Source organism: Hallella sp., assembly GCF_037460745.1.
Classification (GTDB): domain Bacteria; phylum Bacteroidota; class Bacteroidia; order Bacteroidales; family Bacteroidaceae; genus Prevotella; species Prevotella faecis.
Window position 1 is genome coordinate 1 of sequence record NZ_JAXVAE010000154.1, and the last position, 21,956, is coordinate 21,956.

The 21,956-nt window shown below is 54.2% G+C and carries 19 protein-coding genes; 10 read left to right on the top strand and 9 right to left on the bottom strand.

Features of this window, described 5'->3' with window-relative positions:
- Window positions 1-383: 383 nt before the first annotated feature.
- The 5 genes from WKK33_RS10290 to nusB are packed head-to-tail and all read right to left on the bottom strand — an operon-like array spanning window position 384 to window position 3,851.
- The gene (locus WKK33_RS10290; protein ID WP_215758491.1) at window positions 384-833 is read right to left on the bottom strand and encodes a DUF5606 domain-containing protein; all 450 of its coding nucleotides are present in this window, start codon (window positions 831-833) and stop codon (window positions 384-386) included.
- A gap of 13 nt (window positions 834-846) precedes the next feature.
- On the bottom strand, window positions 847-1,404 hold the full coding sequence (gene coaE / locus WKK33_RS10295; protein ID WP_337933750.1) for a dephospho-CoA kinase: 558 nt from the start codon (window positions 1,402-1,404) through the stop codon (window positions 847-849).
- Window positions 1,404-2,330, bottom strand: coding sequence for a CdaR family protein (locus WKK33_RS10300; RefSeq protein ID WP_337469073.1), 927 nt, complete (start codon window positions 2,328-2,330; stop codon window positions 1,404-1,406). The genes coaE and WKK33_RS10300 overlap by 1 nt, the downstream gene beginning before the upstream one ends.
- A 46-nt stretch (window positions 2,331-2,376) precedes the next feature.
- Window positions 2,377-2,700: a preprotein translocase subunit YajC gene (gene yajC / locus WKK33_RS10305; protein WP_215758493.1), complete on the bottom strand. Its 324-nt coding sequence runs from the start codon at window positions 2,698-2,700 to the stop codon at window positions 2,377-2,379.
- A 32-nt stretch (window positions 2,701-2,732) separates the two neighbouring features.
- Window positions 2,733-3,851 carry a transcription antitermination factor NusB gene (gene nusB, locus WKK33_RS10310; RefSeq protein WP_337933723.1) on the bottom strand — a complete coding sequence of 373 codons (1,119 nt, stop codon included), beginning with the start codon at window positions 3,849-3,851 and terminating at the stop codon, window positions 2,733-2,735.
- Window positions 3,852-4,112: 261 nt separating this feature from the next.
- On the opposite strand from nusB, the gene WKK33_RS10315 reads away from it, so the two are divergent.
- Genes WKK33_RS10315 through WKK33_RS10325 form a run of 3 tightly spaced genes read left to right on the top strand, consistent with a single transcriptional unit; the run spans window position 4,113 to window position 5,795 of the window.
- Entirely contained in the window at window positions 4,113-4,724 is a 612-nt protein-coding gene (locus WKK33_RS10315; RefSeq protein ID WP_337469072.1) for a 50S ribosomal protein L25/general stress protein Ctc, read from the top strand.
- A 35-nt stretch (window positions 4,725-4,759) separates the two neighbouring features.
- On the top strand, window positions 4,760-5,335 hold the full coding sequence (pth, locus tag WKK33_RS10320; protein WP_215758496.1) for an aminoacyl-tRNA hydrolase: 576 nt from the start codon (window positions 4,760-4,762) through the stop codon (window positions 5,333-5,335).
- A gap of 37 nt (window positions 5,336-5,372) precedes the next feature.
- The gene (locus WKK33_RS10325; RefSeq protein WP_215758649.1) at window positions 5,373-5,795 is read left to right on the top strand and encodes an RNA-binding S4 domain-containing protein; all 423 of its coding nucleotides are present in this window, start codon (window positions 5,373-5,375) and stop codon (window positions 5,793-5,795) included.
- A 223-nt stretch (window positions 5,796-6,018) separates the two neighbouring features.
- Here WKK33_RS10325 and WKK33_RS10330 read toward each other — a convergent pair whose 3' ends face one another.
- On the bottom strand, window positions 6,019-8,967 hold the full coding sequence (locus WKK33_RS10330) for an outer membrane beta-barrel protein (protein WP_337933725.1): 2,949 nt from the start codon (window positions 8,965-8,967) through the stop codon (window positions 6,019-6,021).
- A gap of 371 nt (window positions 8,968-9,338) precedes the next feature.
- Here WKK33_RS10330 and aroB point away from each other — a divergent pair, with 371 nt between their 5' ends.
- The gene (aroB, locus tag WKK33_RS10335; protein ID WP_337933726.1) at window positions 9,339-10,400 is read left to right on the top strand and encodes a 3-dehydroquinate synthase; all 1,062 of its coding nucleotides are present in this window, start codon (window positions 9,339-9,341) and stop codon (window positions 10,398-10,400) included.
- Window positions 10,401-10,563: 163 nt separating this feature from the next.
- On the opposite strand, the gene WKK33_RS10340 is transcribed toward aroB, so the two are convergent.
- Together WKK33_RS10340 and WKK33_RS10345 are read right to left on the bottom strand one after the other, a co-directional pair.
- Entirely contained in the window at window positions 10,564-11,010 is a 447-nt protein-coding gene (locus WKK33_RS10340) for a PaaI family thioesterase (protein ID WP_215758499.1), read from the bottom strand.
- Between the two features lie 294 nt (window positions 11,011-11,304).
- The gene (locus WKK33_RS10345) at window positions 11,305-14,067 is read right to left on the bottom strand and encodes a glycosyl hydrolase (RefSeq protein WP_337933727.1); all 2,763 of its coding nucleotides are present in this window, start codon (window positions 14,065-14,067) and stop codon (window positions 11,305-11,307) included.
- Between the two features lie 265 nt (window positions 14,068-14,332).
- Between WKK33_RS10345 and asnA the strand changes: the two genes are divergently transcribed.
- A complete protein-coding gene (gene asnA, locus WKK33_RS10350) occupies window positions 14,333-15,370 on the top strand; it encodes an aspartate--ammonia ligase (RefSeq protein ID WP_215758502.1) in 1,038 nt (345 codons plus the stop codon).
- A 588-nt stretch (window positions 15,371-15,958) separates the two neighbouring features.
- Here asnA and WKK33_RS10355 read toward each other — a convergent pair.
- Window positions 15,959-17,800 carry a DNA polymerase III subunit gamma/tau gene (locus tag WKK33_RS10355; protein ID WP_337933728.1) on the bottom strand — a complete coding sequence of 614 codons (1,842 nt, stop codon included), beginning with the start codon at window positions 17,798-17,800 and terminating at the stop codon, window positions 15,959-15,961.
- A 125-nt stretch (window positions 17,801-17,925) separates the two neighbouring features.
- Here WKK33_RS10355 and WKK33_RS10360 point away from each other — a divergent pair, with 125 nt between their 5' ends.
- From WKK33_RS10360 to WKK33_RS10380, 5 genes are all read left to right on the top strand, one after another.
- Complete coding sequence (locus WKK33_RS10360; protein ID WP_215758504.1) at window positions 17,926-18,285, top strand: septum formation initiator family protein; 360 nt, start codon at window positions 17,926-17,928, stop codon at window positions 18,283-18,285.
- Window positions 18,269-18,685 (top strand): hypothetical protein, encoded by a 417-nt coding sequence (locus WKK33_RS10365; RefSeq protein ID WP_215758505.1) that lies wholly within the window; start codon window positions 18,269-18,271, stop codon window positions 18,683-18,685. The genes WKK33_RS10360 and WKK33_RS10365 overlap by 17 nt, the downstream gene beginning before the upstream one ends.
- 82 nt (window positions 18,686-18,767) lie before the next feature.
- Window positions 18,768-19,553, top strand: coding sequence for a DUF4369 domain-containing protein (locus WKK33_RS10370; protein WP_337933731.1), 786 nt, complete (start codon window positions 18,768-18,770; stop codon window positions 19,551-19,553).
- Between the two features lie 115 nt (window positions 19,554-19,668).
- Window positions 19,669-21,057 carry a dihydroorotase gene (locus WKK33_RS10375; RefSeq protein ID WP_337933732.1) on the top strand — a complete coding sequence of 463 codons (1,389 nt, stop codon included), beginning with the start codon at window positions 19,669-19,671 and terminating at the stop codon, window positions 21,055-21,057.
- The gene (locus WKK33_RS10380) at window positions 21,054-21,869 is read left to right on the top strand and encodes a vitamin B12 dependent-methionine synthase activation domain-containing protein (RefSeq protein ID WP_287769117.1); all 816 of its coding nucleotides are present in this window, start codon (window positions 21,054-21,056) and stop codon (window positions 21,867-21,869) included. The genes WKK33_RS10375 and WKK33_RS10380 overlap by 4 nt, the downstream gene beginning before the upstream one ends.
- Window positions 21,870-21,956: the final 87 nt, after the last annotated feature.

Sequence of the window (21,956 nt, forward strand, 5' to 3'; positions counted from 1 at the left end):
ATGAGATAAAAACTTATCTCATTCTCAATCACTTATAAAAAATACGTACTTTCCGGCTGTGAAAAGGCATCTTTCGCAGCTCGATTAGGCATCTTTCGTAACGTTGGCGGTCGAAGGTGGTAGGCTGGATGGTGCCTTGTGGTTGTAAGAAGTTGGCTTTCAGGGTGTTACAAAAACAATGCAAAAATGCGTGAGAATCGCGTATTTGCGGCCAAAGATTGGCTCGAAGGAAAAAAACAATGTAGTTTTGACTATAGTTTGTTGGTTGTTTTCAGCTCTTGTTTCTTATATGATTTTCTACCCGAAGTGGCTGGTGGAAACTAAAAAAGGCTGCCTTCCCGTTGGGGGAAAGTAGCCTTGTAGTGGGTTGAGGCTTGTGGGCCTTATGCGTTTTCCTGCTCTTGGCGGTCGTCCACATTGTCGCCCTCTGTGGGAGCGAGCACGGCCTTGAAGTCGGTGTAACCGTTCTTCACGAGGATGTTGTACCACTGCAGCAACTTCTTGATATCGCTGTCGTGCACACGGTCTTGGTCGAAGTTGGGCAGCACCTCAGCGAAGTAATCGCGCAACTCCTTGCTTGAGCACTTCTTATAGTTGAGCGAAGCCTCCTTTAGACCTTCCTTCTCGCCCACCTTGGTGAGCACCTCCCAAAGGGCGATGTCGTCTGCGTCGGTGTACATGGCAATGTCGCCAAGGCTCGTCACGCGGTCGGTGGCGAAGGCAGGCATGCGGAGATGCTTCTCGTCGATGGTCTCCACTATCAGGGTTGCTTTACCGCGGCTAACCAGCTTGTAGAGGCCTGGCTTGCCGGCGATTGAAAGAATTGTTTCCATTGTTTATTGTCTGTTATTTGTGATTGAGTAATAGTTCTATTTGATCGTCAAGGTCTGTGAGCCCATCGTTGTTGATCACGAAGTTGGATCGGCGTGCCATCTCGTCTTGCGACATTTGGCAACCTATCCATTCGAGGGCTTTCTCCCTGCTGATGTTGTCGCGTTTCATGATGCGCTCCACGCGCACTTCGGTGGGGGCAGTGACGCAGACGATGCGGTCGAAGCGTATGCGCTGGTCGAACCCGCTTTCGAAAAGGATGGCGCTTTCCAGCCAAGGGTAGTCGCTTTCAAGGAAGTCGCGCGCCACGGCGGGGTGCACCACGGCGTTCACCGCCTGCTTGTTGGCCTCGGATGCCAATAGGAATTGGGCGAGCACCGGCTTCTGCAACACCTTATTTATATATACGCGCGGGCCTACAAGCTCGGTGAGCTGCTGACGGAGCTGTGCGTCGTCGCGCATGAGTCGCTTGGCGGCCGTGTCGCAGTCGTAAACCCTGATGCCGCGCTGGGCCAACAATCGGCATACGTGGCTCTTGCCGCTGCCTATGCCTCCGGTGATGGCTGTGCGTATCATTGTTGCTCGATGAGATAATCCACTTGCGTCATATCCAGTCGCGCATTGCTTACTATCGACGGCTTGGCGCGTAGGTGGAGCGTGCACTTGTCGGAAGGATGGGCTGCCACCTCGTTGTAATCGATGACCACTTGGAAGTCGGACGCCTTGACGCGGCGGAACAGTCGGGAACCCACCGAGAACGTTACCTTCACGTGGTTGGGGAAGGTGCGGATGGTGAGGTCGCCGGGCTTGTTGATGGTGGTGATGGGCACGTTGATGCTCTCCTCGGTGAGGATGTCGACCAAGAGGGTCATCTTCACCTTCTCGGGCACCACCTTGACTCCCGGTATCTTTTTGATTCTCACCATTTGGCGCACGGTGTCGTCGAAGTTGGTGATGTTCACATATTCCGTCTGCACCTCCTTGATGCTATCGAGCTTGCTCCTCGAGGCGAAGATGGTTACCTTCTCTGGCGTGAGTTGTACGTGGGAGAGGTAATAGTTTCTCGTCGGTACGATGTTGCCGATGAGCTTTACGCCAACGGTTTTGCGCTCGCCATAGTTGAAGTTGAAGGTGAGCGCGTCGGCCTTGATCGACGTGATGGTCGACGACGAGAACAATTGCTGCCTCACAAGCCGCTGCACATCCGACAAGGGAACTTGTCCGTGTCCGCTCTGCTTGTTTGCGTAGGCGTTGAAATTGAGGGTGATAGGCTTGAGCTTGTTGCTCGACATGTAGGAGAGGATCATGAAACCCTTGTCGCGCACGGTGACGCGCACGGTGTCGCTCATCTCCGATGTCATGACCACGTTGCCAGGGGCGCCGGTGAGGCGCACGGCCACTGGCAGCTCTTTCTCATAGGTCTCATTGAGCGTCATCATCAGCCAGAAGATGCCACTCAGCACGAGAAAGAACAGAAAAATCAGAAACTCCTTGTTCATCCAACTGAACAGGGAGCTCCTGACCACTTGAAATGTTCGCTGCAGCTTATGCATTGGGTTGCTGCTGGGCGACGTCGGCGAAGACGTATCCCTTGTCCACGGTGAGGACAACATTATGTGCCACTTCCACTTCGACCGTGTTCTTGGCCGGGTCGATGGTCTTCACGGTGCCGTAGATGCCACCACCGAGCACGACCTTAGTGCCTTTTTGCAAGGCGTTTTGGAACTCGCGAATCTTCTTTTGGCGCTTTTGCTGGGGGCGAATCATGAAAAACCACATGATGGCGAAGATGGCAACCATCATGATGAGCATGCCACCCATGCCACCGCCTTGTTGTGCTGCCTGTGCAGCCAATACCAGTGTACTCATTGTTTATTTACTTCTTTTTTAATTATTATGCTTTAGTCTTGTGCTGCGCCGTTGGCGTTGTGGGCCTCGTTGGCGTCAGCGGGGTCGGTTGTTGCGCTGTCGGTGCCGGCAACCTCGGGTGCCTTCGGCTCCTCGTTGGTCTTCGGGCGATGCACAAAGCGCACGCGGCCGGTGGAAGCGCCGTCGCCGTTGGCCTGACGGTCCTGCTGGCGGTTGCGCGGCTCGGGCATCTCCTTCATCATCTTGCCCGTAGAAATAAGGTAGCGGGCGATGGAGTCAAGCATGCCGTTGACGTAGCTGCTGCTGCGCGGGGTGCTGTAGAGCTTGGCCAGTTCTACAAACTCGTTGATGGTGACCTGTGCGGGAATGCCGGGGAAGGTGAGCATCTCGGCGATGGCAATCTGCATGATCACCACGTCCATGTAGGCCAGGCGCGCGAAGTCCCAGTTGCGAGAGGCGTCGCTCATGTAGTGCTGGTAGGTGTCGGCGTTGAGGATGGTGGCCCTGAAAAGCTTGCGAGCAAACTCCTTGTCCTCCTCGTCCTTATACTCGGGCAACAGCTCCTGCTTGCAGCCCCTTGCCGGGTCGAAGCGCTTGATGGTCTTCAGCACGAAGGTGTCGATAACCTCCTTGTCGTCGTTCCAGTAGAGGCTCTTCTCCTCCAGGAGCGTGTCGATGTCGGGGTTGTCTTGCACAAGCTGCTTGTAAAGCTTGCGCCACACCTCGCGGTCGGCCTCGTATGAGTCGTCGGCGTCGGCCATGTAGTCTTGGTATACCTGGCTTTGCTCAATCTGATTGCAAAGCTTGCGCACAAACTCGATGTCGTTCTTCCATGTCAATTTCTTCACCTCGATGAATTCGTTGAGCATGTTGTTCTCTTCGAGTTGTGTGGCAAATTGGTTGTTGACGAACTTGTTAGATGGCGGCTCCGCGCCCTCGCGCTCTGCGCGCTGGTTCATCACATCATAGCGATGGCGCTCCTCGCGCGTGACGGCCACAATCAGTTCGAGAAGGAAGTTATAAAGATCGTAAGCCTTTGACAAACTGAACAACAGCTCCTTCTCGGCGTTGTCCATATTTCTATTTCCGTTTTGATAGTATGCGTAGGTTAACTGGACTATCTTAATGCGAATGAGTTCACGATTGATCATTGCTCTTACCCTTTACGTTCTTCTAAATTACACTTATTGATGCAAAAGTACTTAAAAAACTATATATATGCAAGCGTGAGATACATAAAACTTTGTTTTTTTAGAGAAACTTTGCACATTAAAATAAAAAGTAGTAACTTTGCACCGCTTTTCAGATTGGCAAAGGCGGGCGTGGGCCGCATATCGCAGCATAAGCGCAGGTCTTTTACAGTCCAGTGTGATGGCGAATTAATTCACAATTTAATTTAGAGTAACACAATTATGAAAGAGATTAGTGTAGCAGGTAAGAAGCGCGTTGACCTTGGTAAGAAAGCTTCTAAGGCCCTCCGTAAGGAAGGCTATGTTCCTTGTAACCTTTATGGTGAGAAGAAAGTTGATGGCAAGCCCGAGGCTCTGGCCTTCACCATCGCTTTCACAGAGCTCCGCAAGCTCATCTATACTCCTCACATCTATGTGATCTGCCTCGACATCGAGGGCGAGAAGCACACAGCTATCATGAAGGAGATCCAGTTCCACCCCGTGACAGACGCTCCTCTGCACGTTGACTTCTATGAGGTGAACGATAAGAAGCCCATCACCATCGGTATTCCCGTTAAGCTCAACGGTCTGGCCCAGGGTGTTCGCGACGGTGGCCGTCTGAACCTCTCTATCCGCAAGATAGATGTTACCGCTCCTTATCAGCAGATTCCTGAGCACCTCGACGTTGACGTTACCGCTCTGCGCATCGGTAAGAGCATCAAGGTGGGTGAGCTCTCATTCGAGGGCCTGGAGCTCGCTACAAGCAAGGACGTTGTTGTCTGCTCTATCAAGATGACACGTAACGCTATGGCTGCTGCTGCCGCTGCCGCTGCTGCCGACGACGCCGCTGAGTAATATTTAAGATAAGACAGAACTCTGTTTTTCTTTAGATGGACAAATACTTAATTTGTGGGTTGGGAAACCCTGGCGACGAGTACGCCGGAACCCGCCACAATACAGGATTTATGGTATTGGACGCTTTCGCAAAGGCGTCCAATATTTGTTTTGAGGACAAGCGTTATGGTTATGTGGCCGAGACGTCGATCAAGGGACGGAAAGTGTTCCTTCTGAAGCCGACGACCTTCATGAACCTCAGCGGAAACGCGGTGCGCTATTGGCTCAATAAGGAGAATATCGACCAGCAACGGCTCTTGGTCGTCAGCGACGATGTGGCGTTGCCGTTGGGCGAATTTCGACTGAAGGCCAGTGGAAGCAATGGCGGACATAACGGCTTGGGGCACATCATTCAGCTCATCGGACAAGATTACGCGAGGCTCCGACTGGGCATCGGCAACGACTTTCCGCGTGGCGGACAGGTCGATTGGGTGCTCGGACATTACTCAGACGAGGACATGAAGCTCTTGCAACCTGCCATCGACATGTCGGTGGAGATCATCAAGAGTTTTGTGTTGCAGGGCATCGGCAACACCATGAACCAGTTTAACAAGCTGGGAAAGAGAAAATAAACAACCGAAAGTGATGAAACAGGAACGACTCCCTAAAGTGAGCGAAAGCGCACGTATCGACAAATGGTTGTGGGCCGTGCGCATCTTCAAGACGCGATCGGTGGCCGCCGACGCCATCAAGAACAGTCGCGTCACCATCGCGGGAAGCAACGTGAAACCCAGTCACCTGATCAAAGCGGGCGACGTGGTAAGCGTGAAGAAGCCGCCCATCACCTATTCTTTTAAGGTGTTGGCCTGCATCGAGCAGCGTGTGGGAGCCAAACTGGTGCCACAGGTCTACGAGAATGTCACCGACCCTAAGCAGTACGAGTTGCTCGAAATGAGCCGAATCAGTGGGTTTGTCGACCGTGCGCGTGGTACCGGACGACCCACCAAGAAAGAGCGAAGGGCCATCGACGCGTTTGTGGAGCCCGCCATGTTTGGCTTCGATGACGACGAAGATTGGGACGATGACGAGTAATGGATAATTCAACAAGGCGCGATTGTTAGGGCAACGAGCGTCTGATGTTGACGAATAAATACTGAAAAGTGCCGACGTGGTATGAACCATGCCGGCACTTTTGGGATTGTATGAAGTGATGTTTATGATGTTTGCGAGTCTCGCTTTGACTTTTACGGCTCTTGCATACTTGCCTTGGCGCGTCTTGGATGGATGCTTTTGGCTTGGGCAATTGGCGTTTGAATTATCTCGGTCCGCCGAATCCGCCTCCGGGAGGCGGGCCGGGACGGAATCCGCCTCTTCCAGGTCGGTCACGGCCAGGACCATCACCGGGACCTCTCATACCTTGGCGGGCTTCCTTTCCACCGAAGAGATTGAGGCGATAGTTGACGTGCAGCATGGCGTAGCTGTTGATGGAATTATACTCGGTATCGGTTCTTTGGCTTGCGCTGAGCGAACGTGAGAAGTTGCTTTGGTTGTGCAGAATGTCGTAGAACTGGAGCATGATGGTGAGCGGTTTGCCTTTGAGGAAGCTCTGGGAGATCTGCGCATTCCACACGAACTCATTGGTGTTGAGCGACGCGTCGCTATAACCGCGTCGGCTGTTCATGTGAAGGTCGGTGGCGATGGTCGTACCCCACGGTGCCCTGATGTTGAAGTTGAGTCCGTATGCGAACTGCCACGTGTCGAGGTTTGCCGTAGCTTGTAGTTCGTTGCGTGCGTGGCGATAGCCCAGCGAGCCGTCGAACTCCACCTCGAGCCAGTCGTTGCGATAGCTGGCCGACAGTCGCTCGTTGAGGTTCATGTCCTTTGTGGTGTTCTTCTGCGAGTTTTGGTCGCGGCGGAGCGATACATACCCCACTTGATTGCTGAAGCTAAAGTCGGTGAAGGTGTTCACGTTCCAGTTGCCGGCAGAGTCGAGCGGCGTGTTGAACATCAATGCTGAGTTGATGTTCCAGTTGCCGTTTATGTTTTCAGGACGTGTGATGCGTCCACCCGTCTGCTCGTTGTAGGTGATGCGGCGGCTGATGGAATTGTTGGTGGTAGAGAATCCCACGTTGGCCATAACCGACTGTTTCGTTTTTTGGAAATAGCTGTTATAATAGAGCGACATACGCTGCGTGAACGACGGTTTCAGTCCGGGGTTACCCGTAGAGATGTTGAGCGGATCAGAGTCGTCGTAGATATCGAGCATGTCGGAGATGCTTGGCTGCGATGTTGAGGCGCGATAGTTGAATCGAAGGTTGCTCACTTTGTTGAAGCGGTAGCGGAAATCGAAGGTCGGCGAGATGTTGAACACGCTGCGTGTGGTGTCGGCGCTTACGCCCAGATAGTCTTGCACGTAATGCGATTTCTGCGGTTGGGCCAGCACACCCGCGTTCAATTGCCACTTGGTTTGTATCATTCGGAGCATCAGTTCGATGCTATGCGTATAGTTCTTGTACTCCGAGAATCGGCTCAGGTCGGTGTCGAGGTAGTCGGTGTAGGGCTTGTCGAGTCGGTTCAGGTAGTTGTCCCAAAGGCGGTAGCCCGCCAACAGTCCGTCGAAAAAGTCCTCTCCGAGGTTTGAGAAGTCGTATGTGTTTCGGTCGCTCTTGCTGTAGCTGTAGTTGAAACGGTAGCGCAGCTGCAGGAAAGCGCCCTTCCACAACGGCTCGCTATAGGTGGCTTGCAGGGTGTAGTTCCAGTTTTTGCTGGGCGTGAGCGTGTAACGATTGGTCTGATAGGTGGAGTCGTTTCCGTAGATGTCCTTCAGTTGGTAGAGATGCACGTTGTTCATCGACAGACTGTTGGAATGCGAGTCGCTGTAGTTGGCGTCTGCTCTCAGGGTCATGTTGCGGCCTTTGCTGTTGAGTCGGCGGTTGAACTGCAGCATTCCTCCGAAGCTTTTGTTCTTGCTATAGCTTATTGACGAGCGTTGGTTGGAGTTCACCACGAGGCTGTCGGCGCTCATGTCTCTGAGCGAGGCCTCGTCAAGTGGATCGACGACATAGTTGTATGGGTCGTCGTTGAACGCTGCCGATCGGCTTGCCGACAGACCATCGCTTGTGCTATAGCTCATGGTTGGTCGGAACATGATGTTGGTCATGCTGTCAGGAGTCCATTCCACGCGGAACTGTGCGTTCCATCTATTGCTTCTCGAATAGCTCTGGTTGATGCTGTTAGAGAACGATCCCACGGTGCTTACGAAGTTTTCCGACGCCGTCTTACTGTAGGCATCTCCGTCGCTGTGGTTCCATCTTACGCTTCCGCTGAGCTTGAGCGTGTCTTTCTTCTCATAGTTGAAGTTGGTTCCCAGCATCTTCGAGGCGTTGAGTCCGCTTCGTCCTCGTCCGAAGCCACCGCCTCGTCCGCCAAACCCCATGTCGTTGACGTTGTTGGCATTTCCCATTCCAAACACGCGCAAGTCGCTCTTAAAGTATCCTCCGAAGAGTCGTGCGGCGTATCGGTCCTTTGTTCCCACGCCTACGTCGACGTTCGAAATGAGTCCCTTGTTGCTTCCCGGCTTCGTTCCGAAGTCGAGCACCGTCTGCTCGTCTCCGTCGTCAATGCCTGTGACACGTGCCAGGTCGCTCTTCTGGTCGTAGGCTTTCACCTTGCTGATGATGGATGTAGGAATGTTCTTCATGGCCGTCTTGGTGTCGCCCGTCATAAATTCCTTACCGTCCACCAATATTTTTTTCACCTCCTTGCCGTTGATGGTGATCTTTCCGTCGTCGTCGACTTTGGCTCCCGGCAGTCGTTTTACGAGTTCCTCGATGGTCGAACCTTCGGGCGTGCGGTAAGCCGCGCTATTATAGATAAAGGTGTCTTCCTTCACGGTTACTTTCAGGGCCTGCGCCTTCACCAATGCCTCCTTGAGCGTGGTGGCATTGGCCTCCACCTGCAAGAGCCCCATGTTGAGGTTGTGGTTGTCTTGCATCTGTATGCGTTTGATGGTGGAAAGATAGCCTACGCTTGTCACCTTGAGCAAGTATTTCTCATTGGCTGGCGCCTGAATGACAAACTTACCGCTGTCGTTCGACAAGGCTCCTTCTACAAACGTGGAGTCCATCTTGAGCAGTTGCACGGTGGCAAATGCGAGGGGTTCTTTCGACTCGCTGTCGACCAAGAATCCCGAAATCTCTCTCTTTTGGGCAAACGCCATTGTCGTAACGAGCAATAGCACGGCTAAGAGGAAACCTTTTCTCATATCATTTTTTATTTGTGGTGATAGCGTTTGCGGCTATCTTTGTTAGTATTCGTTTAAAATGTTGTTGGTTTCAGTTCCAAACCCTGTTGGTCTTTGTTCTATTTAAGTAGACGTAAAGAAGAATAATAAGTTTAAAACCGACACCAAATATTTTTTCTCAAGGGCCACAAATTGTTTGCACACTGCTTGGTTGATGTGCGCAAAATGGTGGTTCGGTGGCTTAAAAAGTCTTAATTTGTGGGGCTTAATGATGCCATTCCTATGTTATTATCATTATATTTGTGGGAGCAGAACACAATGTTAACAGAAGCAGATGATCATCATTGTGGGAGCCTAAAACATTATTTATTGGAGTAACACATAGTATGCGTATGGAGCAGAGAGTCATTATATCCCGGAATTTGGAAACGGAGTTGGCCATTGCCATCTCCGAGTGTGAGCACGATCGCCTTTTTGTGCTTACCGATGAGGTGACACACGAGCAGTGTCTTCCCCTTGTGAATAACTTCTTTTGCCTGAAAGGAGCGAAGGTTATCACCATTGGCTCTACGGATGTGCATAAGAATTTGGAGTCGTTGGCTCATGTTTGGCAGGGTCTTGACGATGGCGGTGCCGATCGCCACAGTTGCTTGATCAACCTGGGTGGTGGCATGGTGACCGACCTGGGAGGCTTTGCTGCGTCGACGTTCAAGCGTGGCATCGACTTCATCAATATTCCCACGACCCTGCTGTCGATGGTCGACGCGTCGGTGGGAGGCAAGACCGGCATCAATTTCAACGGCCTGAAGAATGAGGTGGGAGTGTTCAACGACTCTAAGTTTGTGCTTCTCGACACCCGTTTCCTTCGCACGCTCGACGACAAGAACCTGCGTTCGGGCTATGCTGAGATGCTGAAACACGGTTTGATCTCTAACGAGAAGACCTGGGCCGACTTGCTGCAGTTTGACCTGTCGAACCCCGATTACGACCAGTTGCAGGCCTTGGTGGCCACCTCGGTGAAGGTCAAGGAGAAGGTCGTGAGTCGCGATCCGAACGAGAAAGGCCTTCGCAAGGCCCTCAACTATGGTCACACGTTTGGCCACGCCTTCGAGAGTTTCTCCCTGAAGCACCACGCTGAGGGAGAGCCCCCCATCCTCCACGGCTACGCGGTGGCCTATGGCTTGATTTGCGAGCTCTTCCTTTCTGTGGTCAAGACAGGCTTCCCCTCGGAGCAGATGCGGCAGACGGTGCGTTTCATCCGCGACAATTACGGGTCGTTCAACATCAGTTGCGACGACTACGATGAGCTCATTGCGCTGATGCGCCACGACAAGAAGAACATGTCGGGTGTCATCAATTTCACCTTGCTCGACGCCATTGGCGATGTGCTGATCAACCAAACAGCCACCGACGAGGAGATTCGCGAAGCCTTCGACTTCTTCCGCGAGGGATAAGTTTTCGCCTCCATCCCAAGCCATTATTGGAACCATCGCGCCCATTGGCCTTCCGAATGTAGGCCGATGCCGCCCTTTTACATACGAAAAAGCATGGCAGCATACTATGTGCGGCCATGCTTTTTCGTTTGTTTCCCCATGCTTTTTTGCTGACGGTGAGCGATTAGTCGTTCATCAGCCCCTTCTCGAGCCCTTGCTTTTGCGATGCCTGCACCACATAGTTGGTTACATGCACGGTCGACACCAACTCGTCCTTTCCGTTCTTGATGTCCACCTGCCACTCATGGATGGTTCGCCCCTTGTGCTTCAGTTTGGCGTAAGCCGTCACCACATCGCCTTCCCTGACAGCCCTCACGTGGCTTCCGCTGACATTGATTCCCACGCTGATGCGCTCCGGACAGAGGGCCATGGAGGCCACGCCGGCTACATTTTCGGCCAGCGCCAGCGACGCTCCGCCCGATAGAAAGCCAAACACCTGTCGGTTGAGCTTGTCCACTTTCATGCGTCCGATGAGCGTATCGGGCTCGGGGGTTGATATGAATTCCATGCCGAGCGTGTTCGACAGTCCGTCTTGTCGCTTGATGATTTCTTTCTGTTTCTCGATGTTCATGTCCGTGATAGAATGAATAGGCAAACGTCTTGGGCTAAACCCAAATCGGTCATTAGACCGAAATAGGTGAGTTATTATGATTTTATGGCTTCTTTCCAACTCTTGTCAGCGTTTCTTTCGGCATCTTGCTTCCAGTCGCGTTTCGCCATAGCCCGCTATGGCTTCAACTCGAATGTCGCAACCTGCTCGAAACAAACACTAACAAGAATTGAAATCTAATGACCGTTTTGGGTTAAATGACAAAGGCTCGACACGGGGTCAAGCCTTTGCTATTTGGGGGTTGTGAAAGTTTCCTTACTTCTTTATTACCTTGCGTGTCACCCCGTTCTCCTTGACGATGTAGATGCCAGCCGGCAGTTGGTTGAGGTCTTTTCCGGTCATCACACCGTTGATGGTGTAAACCACGCGGCGTGTGTCATAGTCCTTGTTGTCGGTTACGCCCTTGATGGCCGTAACAAACTTGCTGTCTTTGCTGATGGCAACCCATCCGATGCGCTCCTCCCAGGGAGCTTTATTTGTGGGCGCTTTGGCCTTGCTGGTGTCGTCGATCTGCAAGCGTACGCGTGTACCCACCGAGTCGGCGTCTTGGTAGAGGCTTACTGGACGTGTGCGGAGCACGGCAAGTGCCGGAGTGTTGAGCGTTTGCATCTGCACGAGGAAGGTGGCCTCCTCAAGCTTCTCGCCAAACGACACATCCTTCAGCGTAACCTTCGAGTTGAAGCTCATGGTGGTGTCTTTCACGGTGATGAGCTTGCCATTCCCATCGTTTGTCTGGCCCTTCTCGATGGCCACGTATGAGAATTTCAGCGTGCGCCTGAGCTCTTTCTTGTCGATGAGCGCCTGCTGACGCTGCAGCACCACCTTGCAACCTTTGGTTGTTACGTCGAACACACGCGGCAACACCGGGTATCGCTCAGTGGATGAGATGGCCATGATGGGCGTTGCGAGCACCACGGGAGCTTCGTCGAAGGCCTCGGTGAAGGCCACGCTCACCGTGTCGTCGGCCGAGCAGTTGTTCGATATGCCAGCCTCATAGCTAAGGTTGCCAATCTTTCCCGTTCCAACCTTGGCCACTATATAAGAGGTGTAGTCGGTATAGTCGTTGTAGAAGTCGGTCTTCATGCTTGTGCTCTTCGTCTGGTTGAAGGGGTAGACGCTGTAGCGGAAGAACGAATACACGCGCTCGTCCGTGGCCGTCTTTGTGGTGTACACGTTCGACACACGCTCCATAGGCATCATGCTGCTCGTGCGATTGCTGAGGCTACCAAACACAATGGCAGGCTGCTCATCGAAGGTGTTGTCGAAATAGAGGTATCCCTCCTTCGACGAACCCGTCGTTACCGTGCCATACTGCAGCGCTCCGTGCTGCTCATCCTTGCCCACCGATGTTGTTCCGTCGATGCTGTTGGTCACCTCGTTGGTGTAGAGCAGGCGGTTGTTGAAAGTGCGGATGGCCACTCTGTACGTGTAGTAGCCCGATGTGGTGACGGTGTCGCGGAAGGTGTAGCTTGAAGCATCCTCTGCGAGGTCTACGTTCTTATAGTACTCGAATACGGCGTTTCGGTCGGTTCCCACCTTGCGCTCAATCCACATTGAGTCGTTGAGTTCACCGTTCTTCTCTCCCCATGTGAGCGTAGCGATGCTCTTGTCGGGGCGGAACGACAGCTCGAGGTTGTAGGGGCTGTATGTGCGCGGGTTGCTGGGCACGTAGGTGGCCACCTTGCTGTTGTAGCCCAGACCGGGGTCCATGGCGGCGTAGCGCTTGCCACACTCGGTCAGCGCTCCGTTCTTGTAGATTTTCGACGGGTCGCGCTCGCTGTTCCAATAGGCGTAACGCTCCACGTAGTCCCAGCTGTTCATGAGGTTGCAGATGTTCATCACGTTGTCGGCGTTCTGCGCCTCGGTCATGCCGTTGGCAAAGGCACCGTTATTGTTCCAAGAGGCACCCCAGCACCACTCGGTAACCCAGATGGGGCGGCGTGCGTTTTGGTACAGTCCGTTGAGCGAGTAGAACGATCCCATAGCCCAATAAGCGTGTATGTCGAGGATGTCGCAGCGCCATCCGCGGGCGTCGATAGAGTCGAGGAATTGCTGGTTGAAGCCAGAGCTTCCGTCCCACGACGACGGTGTGCAGAGGCGTTGGCCGGTGCGCATGAGCGACTCCCAGTTGTTCAGAATCTCGTCGAGTGTCTGCGGGTGGTCGTCGGACGTGTTGCGCGGCTCGTTGTTGGTCTTCATGTTGGGCGACGAGGTTGTGTAGTTTACGCTGCCGCACGCTGCCGCATTGGGCCAGTCCTCATAGATGTGGTGGGGCACACACTCGCGGTCTATGCCCGTGTTTTCGCCAAGACCGAAGCTATAGCACCATTGCGTGTTGAGCGCGTCGTTCGACTCCCCGCGCGTATCGTTGGCCAGTCCGGCCTTCGACACATCGTTCCACTTAAACAATCGGTACGAAGATATGCGGTTTCGCATGAGCGCGGGCAGGTTTACCTCGATGTCGGCCTTGTCGGCCACGAAGCAGCGGCTGTATCCGCGTCCGCCCTCTTTGAGCGCGAAGGTCACCATGTATCCGCGTTTCAGTCGGAAGCTCTTGATGCGGTTGTTGAGTTGGTCCTTGCTGAGCGTCTGCATGAATCCGCCCGAGTTGCCGGTGTTGAAATTGTTGCAGCTCTCACCTTTGAAGTTGGGCTCCGTGTACACGGTGAGTGGCTTAAAGTCGGCTCCGTAGGGCATGATGATGGCTCCGCGGTTGTAGATCTTCACCTGGCAGTTCTTGCCGTTTACGGCTTGCTCGCCGTTGATGGTGATGAAGGCCAGTTGGTTGAGCGCGAGCGATGGCTTCAGGGCGTCGAGAATAATGACGGCGTGGTCGGTGTTGGTGAGGTTGATGCTACCCGTGGTGGTGAACGGCGTGGCCGATGTGACGTGGTAGTCCACATCCTTGTCGAGCGTCACGGCACTGGTAACTTGGCTCACCGACTGGGTGGTGTTGTCGGCCAATGCGGGCATGCATGCCGCCATCAGCGACAATGCTAAAGTAGATAGTCGTTTCATGAGTGATGTTTGTTGTTAGCTGAATTTGCGTGCAAAGATAACCATTTCCCCTTAAATAAGAATGAAAATATAGTTAAAACTCCTATCTCCAATACTGTGATATGTTGCATAATTATTGCAAAACGCTACAAGAATAATAAAAAATCTGTCATTTTGCAGAAAATAGACAGATAAATTCTTGCATATTAACGGCAAATGATTACCTTTGCATATGAATTAGTGTGATTATTCCATCTAAGGAACGTAAAAAGACAGCATAACAGCCATGAGCAAAGTGATAAAGCCCCAGGTTTACCAAGCCCTTTTGGGCACATGCCAAACCGAGTTGGGCATTAAGCAGATCAAGGAATTCTTTCAGCAAAACCTCTCCACGGAGTTGCGTCTGCGCCGTGTTACCGCCCCCCTCTTTGTGTTGCAGGGTCTGGGCATCAACGACGATCTCAACGGTGTGGAGCGCCCCGTTACCTTCCCCATCAAGGACATGGGTGAGGCCCGCGCTGAGGTGGTTCACTCGCTGGCCAAATGGAAGCGCCTGACACTGGCTGAATACAAGGTGGAGCCGGGCTACGGCATCTACACCGACATGAACGCCATTCGCGCCGATGAGGAGCTCGACAATCTCCACTCGCTCTATGTAGACCAGTGGGACTGGGAGGCTGTCATCACCGAGGGCGACCGCACGCTCGCTTTTTTGGAGAATGTGGTGCGCCGCATCTACGCCGCCATTCTGCGCACGGAGTACCTCACGTGTGAGACGTTCCCGCAGGTGAAGCCTTTCCTGCCGCGCGACATTCATTTCGTCCACAGTCAGGAGTTGCTCGACATGTACCCCGACCTCTCGCCGAAGGAGCGCGAGGATGCCATCTGTGAGAAGTATGGCGCCGTGTTTGTAGAGGGCATCGGTTGCCGTCTGAGCGACGGTAAGAAGCACGATGGCCGCGCCCCCGACTACGACGACTGGTCGACGGTGGCCGAGAATGGCCGCGAGGGTCTCAATGGCGATATCCTGATATGGTACCCCGTGCTGGGACGCTCCATCGAGTTGAGCTCCATGGGTATCCGTGTCGACAAGGAAGCCCTGCTGCGCCAGCTGAAGCTCGAAGGCGAGGAAGCGCGAGAGAAGCTCTATTTCCACCAGCAACTGTTGGGCGACAAGCTGCCCCTGAGCATTGGTGGTGGCATCGGCCAGAGCCGCTTGTGCATGGTGCTGCTCCACAAAGCCCACATTGGCGAGATACAGGCCAGCATTTGGCCCGACGAGATGCGTCGCGAATGTGCCGACATGGGCTTACAACTTATATAATTCTTAAATACTTGATAAAACACTTCCGAAAACCGATGATCGGCAGGCGAGCACCCCTCGCGCTGTTCGATGGTCGGTTTTTTTTGTTGTTATCGCAAGGTGCGACAGGCCAAAATGTTCAGAAAGTTCTGAAAAATCTGTGCATGCTTTTCGGTGTGAAATAGCGTGCGAAAACTGCGTTTTTATGCGATTGAGGCGGCTCTTCTGAGCCACGACGTTGCGAAACATGCCTAAAGGCGTTGCGGAAAGCCATGTTTCGCGTAGCAAAAGACCATGTTTCGCATTGCCGTTAGGTAGGTATCGTGGTGCGAAACATGCCAAACGGTGAGACGTAATGTGGGGCGTGGAGCGTGAAAAATTGAATTGTGAGCGCAACGTGGTGACTGTCAGGGTGTTATGCAAATGCGCTGGGAATGGCGTATTTCGGCCAAATATTTCTTTCGTGGAAAAGAAACGTGTAGTTCTCACTATAGATTGTTGGGGATTTTGGGGCTTTCCCATGGCTCCGAAACCACACCACCGCACCTTTCCAGGATGAGGAAAAGTGCGGTGGCGTGGTAGGTCGTGTTATGTGGTCCGAGTGGTGACTTATGCCAGCTCCAAACTGAGCGCGGCCCTCAGTTTCTCGATGGCCGGGTTGTTCTGGCGAAGATGGTCGAACAACTCGCGCTTGGTATACACCCGCTTCATCTCCGAAGGCTCGGCCAGGCGCAACGTCAGTTCGATGCTGCCGTTGTGCAACGTCTTGCGCATGGTGGCGCGTATGTTGCCCCGAATCTCGTTCACCTGTTGCAGCAATATCTCGTTGTCGATAACCGCTTCGATGTTGGGGTAGGAGGTAATGTGGGGCGTGATGTTCTTCAGTCGGGCCGCCAATCCCACCAGTCGCTGCGGCATGCGGTTGCACATTAGCGTCCACTCCATGCTGAGCTGCTCCTCGGTAAACGGCTGGCCGGCCTGTGCCGACTGCTGTTCCTTGGTTTCCTTGCCATCGTCGGGCGTAAACGTCTTTAGGTAGTCGGGTGCCTTGGGTTTGCTTCTCAGGTCGTTGAAGGTAATGTTGCCCGGTCCCTTGATGTTGAGTCGCACGTTGCCCAGCGGTCCTGCGATATGGGCTGTTGGCGCTGGCGCCGCCTTGGGAGCCTCGGCCGCTACGGGTTCAGTCTTGGGCACATCGGTAGAGCGGGCGGCTTTTTGCTGGGCCGCCCTTGCAAGGGTCTTCCCAGCCCCGGCCACCTGCGCTGCCGTTTTGGGTTGGGTGTTCATGAGGTTCTTAAACAGGGATTTCAAACGCTTAGGGCTGCGCCCCGCCCCCGCCGCGTCATCGTCGTCGGGCTGCGTGATCTGCGCCACACGAATGAGCGTCAGCTCCACCAGCAAGCGCTTGTTGCTGCTCTGTCGGTAGTTCACGTCACACTCGTTCATGATCTTCAACGCCTTGAAGAGGAAGGGCAGCGGGCACTTCTTGGCCTGTTCCTGGTAGCGCTGGCGTTGGCGTTCGCTGGTCTCCAGGAGGGGCAGCGTTTGGGCGTCGCGCGCCATCATCACGCTGCGCACGTGCGAGGCCAGTCCGTTGATGAGGTTGCCCGCGTCGAAACCCTTGGCAATGATGCTGTCGAGCAGCACCATGATATCGCTCACCTTGTTTTCAAGCGACAGGTCGATGATGCGGAAATAGTTGTCGGCGTCGAGCACGTTGAGGTCCTCGAGCACCTTCTCGTAGGTAACATTGCCTTGGCAGAAACTGTTCACCTGGTCGAAGATCGACAGCGCGTCGCGCATGCCGCCGTCGGCCTTCTCGGCAATCACGTTGAGCGCCTCCTCCTCGTAGCTGACGCCCTCTTTCGCCGCCACCATCTTCAGGTGGTCGATGATGCGGGGCACCGTCATGCGCTCAAAGTCGTAAATCTGGCAGCGCGAGAGGATGGTGGGCAGAATCTTGTGCTTCTCGGTGGTGGCGAGAATGAATATGACGTGCTGGGGTGGCTCCTCCAGGGTCTTCAGAAAAGCGTTGAAGGCCGCTGTGGAGAGCATGTGCACCTCGTCGATGATAAACACCTTGTACTTGCCTACCTGGGGCGGAATCAGGGTCTGCTCCATCAGCGTCTTGATGTTTTCCACCGAGTTGTTGCTGGCTGCGTCGAGCTCAAAGATGTTCATCGAGCGCCCCTCGTTGAACGCCTTGCAGTTCTCACACTCGTTGCAAGCCTCGCCGTCGGCGGTGGGCGATGAGCAGTTGATGGCCTTGGCGAAGATGCGGGCGCAGGTGGTCTTGCCCACTCCTCGCGGCCCGCAGAACAGGTAGGCGTGGGCCAGCTTTCCGCTCTTCACGGCGTTCTTAAGCGTGGTGGTCAGGGCCTCTTGTCCCACCACCGACGAGAACGTCATCGGGCGGTACTTGCGCGCCGAAACAATGTAGTTGTCAGTCATGTGTAATATGGTGATTTCTCTTTGCAAAGTTAGTGTAAATTGCGAGAAGGGCAAAACAAAAAAAAGATTTCTTTTGCTTTTTCCGTTGATTTGCATTAACTTTGCATCGACTTTTACCAAAGAGAATGAGCAGCAAGATCAACTTCGTTTTGAACATCCTGTCGCGCTACAAGTACCTTATCACGATTGTGGTGGGCGTGGCTGTCGTCGGTTTTATCGACGACAACAGCTTGATGCGTAGGTTTAAGTACGACCTTCAGATCAGCGAGTTGAAGGACGAGATTAAGGCCTACAACCAAAAGAACGAAGCCATCGTCAGGCGGTTGCGCGCCGTGCAGCGCAACCACAAGGAGATAGAGAAGATTGCGCGCGAGCGATACTTCATGAAAGCCGACGACGAGGACATCTTTGTGCTCAGCACCGACCGCCAGCCCGGCGTTGACGAGTCGGCCGAAACCAACGATTACGATGAAACAGCTCAGTAAAATCCAATCACTTGTTTTTCTTGTAGGCGGTGCGCTCATGGTCATTGGCGCAGGATGCTTCGTGTTTATGTGGCAGCAGCAAATAGTCTGCTGGGTGTTCCTCCTGGGAGCCTTCATGTTCGCCCTCATGCAGATGATGCAGGCTTACGAGGGCAAGGAGCTCTCCATCCGACGCCTCAAACACATACAGAGCTTGGCCGACATCCTCTTTGTGGTGTCGGGCATACTCATGGTCGATACGGCGTGGGGATTCTTCAAGCCCCTGTTTGGCAATTATCTCGACTACCTCACTTACGTCTACAATAAGTGGGTGGTGTTGCTGCTCATCGCCGCAGTGCTCGAGGTGTACACCATGCACAGGCTCGACCATGAACTTTCCAAAAAAAACATAAAAGAGTAGGTTATACGTTTAAATTGCTAAAATTTATTTCCAACCTTCCTAAATACATCGTATCTTTGTGTTGCTTGAACAGAACCGTTATATGAATAAAGTCTTATATGCCATTGCCAGCCTGATGGCTTTCACCTCTTGCGCCAGCACCTTCAACATCAACGGAACGTCGAATGTATCAACGCTCGATGGGCAGAAGTTGTACCTGAAGGTGTTTAAGGACACCACCCTGAAAAACCTCGACTCGTGCGACGTTGTGCATGGACAGTTCCAGTTTGAGGGATCCATCGACTCGGTGCGCGTGGGAACCATCTTCCTCAACGAGACAAGCGGACTGCCCGTGGTGCTCGAGAGCGGCGACATACAGGTGAAGATCGACAACACACAGGAGAGTGTCACCGGAACACCGCTCAACGAGAAGTTGTCGGATTTCAGAAGCAAGTTCACGCAGCTCACCAACCAAAGCGTTGAGCTGGTGCATAAGCACGACCAGGCCATCATGAACGGTAGCGACATGGAGGTGGTTAACGCCCGATTGGCGCGTGAGGACGCCGAGATCAACGCGAAGATGGACAAGCTCGTCACCTCGTTTATCACCGATAACTTCGACAACGTGCTGGGTCCCTACGTGTTTATCAACACATGCATCAACCGCTATGAGGTGCCTATGCTCGACGCTTGGATCGAGGACATCATGAGCAAGGCCACGGAAAAGTTCAAGAACGACCCGCAGGTGAAGGAGTATTACCAAGCCGCGCAGGAAAACCAGAACATCATGAACGGCATGAAGGATATGCCGGCACAGGCGCCCATGCAGCAGGTGGCGCCACCTCAGGACGGGCCTACGCCCGCGCAAATGGCCGCCCCGAAACAATAATGGGGCGAGGCTGCTGCTCAAACGGAATGATTATTCAAGGCGAGCCAAGCGGGCGCGAGGTTTAGAAGCGCCTCGGGCCAATAGCGCCGAAAGGCTCGCACAAACCCATATAGCAATGAGAACTATCATTGGTGGAGGCCAGATCGTCAACGAAGGCGAGATATTCGAAGGCTCCGTAATCATTGAGGACGACCGCATCGTGGAGGTCGTGAAAGGAAAGGAAACACCCCGTGGCATCTTCGACAACCGATTGGATGCCACGGGGTGTTTTGTGTTGCCCGGCGTGATCGACAGTCATGTGCACTTCCGTGAGCCCGGACTGACCGACAAGGCCGACATCGAGTGTGAGTCGAGGGCGGCCGCCTATGGCGGTGTGACGTCGTTCTTCGATATGCCCAACACCGTTCCGCAAACCACCACGCAAGGGGCGTGGGACGACAAGATGCGGCGCGGGCACGAGGAAAGCCACGTCAACTACGCTTTCCACTATGGCGCCACGAGCGATAACGTGGCCGATTACTCCAAACTCGACAAGACCCGGCTGCCAGGCATCAAGCTGTTTATGGGCGCCTCCACGGGAGGTATGCTGGTGGATAAGCTCGGGTCGCTCATCGAGGTGTTCAAGACCTGTGCCGCCTTGGGCCTGCCCGTGATGACGCATTGTGAGGATTCGACGCTCATCAACGAGAACATGAAGCGCATGAAAGAGGCCTATGGCGACGACCCACCCATCATGCTGCACCCGCTCATACGCTCCGAGGAGGCTTGTTACGAGAGCTCGGCGCTCGCCGTCAACCTGGCGCGCCAGTTTGGTACGCGCCTCCATGTGGCCCACGTCACTACCGAAAAGGAGCTCCAGCTGTTTGAACCCGCAAGCGATGAGCCCACAAGCCCATTGCCCCAGATAACGGCCGAGGCCGTCATAGCCCACCTTTGGTTCTCGCATCTCGACTATCAGGAGAAGGGAGCGCTCATCAAGTGCAACCCCGCCATCAAGCGCCCCGAGGACCGCGAGGCGCTCCGAAAGGCGCTCGTCGATGGGCGTATCACCACCATCGGAACCGACCATGCGCCCCACCAGCTCAAGGACAAGCAGGGCGGATGCGCAAAGGCAGCATCGGGAATGCCCATGGTGCAGTTCTCGTTGGTAACAATGTTGGCGCTGGTCGACGAGGGGGTGCTCACCCTCACCCAATTGGTGAAGCTCATGTGCCACAATCCCGCCCGACTGTTTGAGGTCAGCAAGCGTGGATTCCTGCGCCCAGGATACAAGGCCGACATAGCCATCGTCAGGCCACACGACCCCTGGACGGTGACCAAAGAGGTGATACAGAGCAAGTGTGGATGGAGCCCTATGCTGGGGCAGCGCTACGATTGGCGCGTCGCGAAGACCCTTTGCAACGGACATGTGGTGCTCGACGAGGGCGCCTTCGACAGCCAGTATCACGGCGAAGCCATCCGATTCCGACTCCCAGAAAGTGGGGAGGGAAAGGAGAACGCGTGAGGTTGACCTACGACATCCATGAGGTCAGGCCCTATATCAACTGGATCTACTTCTTCCATGCGTGGAGCCTCAATGGAAAGCCCGAAAGTGAGAAGGAGCGGATCGTGGACGACGCCAACCAAGTGCTCGACAGTTGGGAGGGACGATACCACACCCTGGCGGTGTTCGACGTCATGGAAGCCAATGGCGATGGCGACGACTTGGTGATGGGAGGCGTGCGCATCCCCTTGCTCAGGCAGCAACACGCATGCGCCGATGGGCAGCCCGACCTCTGCCTGGCCGACTTTGTGAGGCCCTTGTCGTCGGGCAAGGCCGACAGGGTGGGGGCCTTTGCCACTACCGTGGAGCCCAGTATGGAGCGCGAAGGGAGCGATGATGTTTACCAGCGCATGCTCTCGCAAGTGCTCGCCGACCGACTTGCTGAGGCCACAGCCGAACTCATGCACTTGCAGGTAAGGCGACATTACTGGGGCTATGCGCCCGAGGAGAACCTGTCGATGGACGACCTTCACGCCGAGCGTTACCAAGGCATACGCCCCGCCGTGGGCTATCCCTCGCTGCCCGACACAAGCGTCAACTTCCTGCTCTCAGACCTCATCGGCATGAAGCAGATAGGCATCCACCTCACGGAGACCGGCATGATGCAGCCCCACGCCTCGGTGTCGGGGTTCATGTTCGCACATCCCAAGGCGCGATACTTCGACTTGGGGAAGATTGGCGAGGACCAGCTGCGCGACTATGCGCGTCGCCGAGGAGTGCCCGTCGAACTGATGCGACGCTTCCTCAGTGGCAGTTTGCTGAAGCGAGGATGACAAAGCGGGTGGACATAGCAGACGAGCCATCACCTTATATTATAGACAACATCCCGTCGCACACAATATATCGTTTAACCATACAAT

Coding starts and splice junctions, on each gene's coding strand:
- WKK33_RS10345 (WP_337933727.1), bottom strand. CDS start 14,067: ATGAAACGACTATCTACTTTAGCATTGTCGCTGATGGCGGCATGCATG.
- pth (WP_215758496.1), top strand. CDS start 4,760: ATGGACAAATACTTAATTTGTGGGTTGGGAAACCCTGGCGACGAGTAC.
- asnA (WP_215758502.1), top strand. CDS start 14,333: ATGAGCAAAGTGATAAAGCCCCAGGTTTACCAAGCCCTTTTGGGCACA.
- WKK33_RS10315 (WP_337469072.1), top strand. CDS start 4,113: ATGAAAGAGATTAGTGTAGCAGGTAAGAAGCGCGTTGACCTTGGTAAG.
- WKK33_RS10375 (WP_337933732.1), top strand. CDS start 19,669: ATGAGAACTATCATTGGTGGAGGCCAGATCGTCAACGAAGGCGAGATA.
- WKK33_RS10355 (WP_337933728.1), bottom strand. CDS start 17,800: ATGACTGACAACTACATTGTTTCGGCGCGCAAGTACCGCCCGATGACG.
- nusB (WP_337933723.1), bottom strand. CDS start 3,851: ATGATCAATCGTGAACTCATTCGCATTAAGATAGTCCAGTTAACCTAC.
- yajC (WP_215758493.1), bottom strand. CDS start 2,700: ATGAGTACACTGGTATTGGCTGCACAGGCAGCACAACAAGGCGGTGGC.
- WKK33_RS10330 (WP_337933725.1), bottom strand. CDS start 8,967: ATGAGAAAAGGTTTCCTCTTAGCCGTGCTATTGCTCGTTACGACAATG.
- WKK33_RS10360 (WP_215758504.1), top strand. CDS start 17,926: ATGAGCAGCAAGATCAACTTCGTTTTGAACATCCTGTCGCGCTACAAG.
- WKK33_RS10290 (WP_215758491.1), bottom strand. CDS start 833: ATGGAAACAATTCTTTCAATCGCCGGCAAGCCAGGCCTCTACAAGCTG.
- WKK33_RS10300 (WP_337469073.1), bottom strand. CDS start 2,330: ATGAACAAGGAGTTTCTGATTTTTCTGTTCTTTCTCGTGCTGAGTGGC.
- WKK33_RS10370 (WP_337933731.1), top strand. CDS start 18,768: ATGAATAAAGTCTTATATGCCATTGCCAGCCTGATGGCTTTCACCTCT.
- aroB (WP_337933726.1), top strand. CDS start 9,339: ATGGAGCAGAGAGTCATTATATCCCGGAATTTGGAAACGGAGTTGGCC.
- WKK33_RS10340 (WP_215758499.1), bottom strand. CDS start 11,010: ATGAACATCGAGAAACAGAAAGAAATCATCAAGCGACAAGACGGACTG.
- WKK33_RS10365 (WP_215758505.1), top strand. CDS start 18,269: ATGAAACAGCTCAGTAAAATCCAATCACTTGTTTTTCTTGTAGGCGGT.